We start from the raw sequence: 630 nt of genomic DNA, 5'->3' as shown, positions 1-630 counted from the left end.
TGACCGATTGTTTGTCTTTGGCCTGGATGTCGATCGAAGAGGTGCCGGTTTCGTTGAAGGTAATCTTCAGATTGTCGCCGCGCAGCAGATTGATGCCGTTGAACGAAGCGTCGTCGGACATTTTATCGAGCTGGTCACGCAGTTCATTGTACTGCAGAGCCAAATCGGCACGAACCGCGTTGCCTTCGATGACGGCTTCGGAGCCAGATGCCGGAAGTCCGGCGGCACCGGTGCCGGAGATGGCGAGGTCCGACGTCGAGATGTTCTCGATGCGGAGCTTGCCGTTGTCGTTCGAAGCGCGAACCTGGCCAGCCGCGCCGGCTGTGCCTTCGTTGATAGCCTTGACAGCGCCGTCGAGGGTGAGACCACCGATGGTAATGGTATCGGCAGTAGCAAGCGAACCTAGTCCCTTGGTTGCCTCACCCAGCACGATGGTGTCGCCTGCGGTGAACAAGGTCGGATCGTTTCCGGCAGTAACGTCGAGCTTGACTTCGAACGATTCAGTCTCGAACGATTTGTCCTGACGCGCCTGGCGCAGGGTCGACTGCATCGATTCAAGCGTTTTTGTGATCGCGGTCAGGCCGTTGTTAGCCGCTTCGATGGTCTTGATGCCGTTGGCCATCGAGTCCA

1 pseudogene is annotated in these 630 nt (G+C 57.9%); it reads right to left on the bottom strand.

Features of this window, described 5'->3' with window-relative positions:
• A pseudogene (locus C8264_RS21940) lies at positions 1-622 on the bottom strand (hypothetical protein); the annotation flags it as partial.
• Positions 623-630: the final 8 nt, after the last annotated feature.

Source organism: Devosia naphthalenivorans (assembly GCF_003056355.1).
Lineage (GTDB): Bacteria > Pseudomonadota > Alphaproteobacteria > Rhizobiales > Devosiaceae > Devosia > Devosia naphthalenivorans.
Note: the sequence above shows the minus strand (reverse complement) of the source record. Positions and strands in the feature narration are given on the sequence as shown.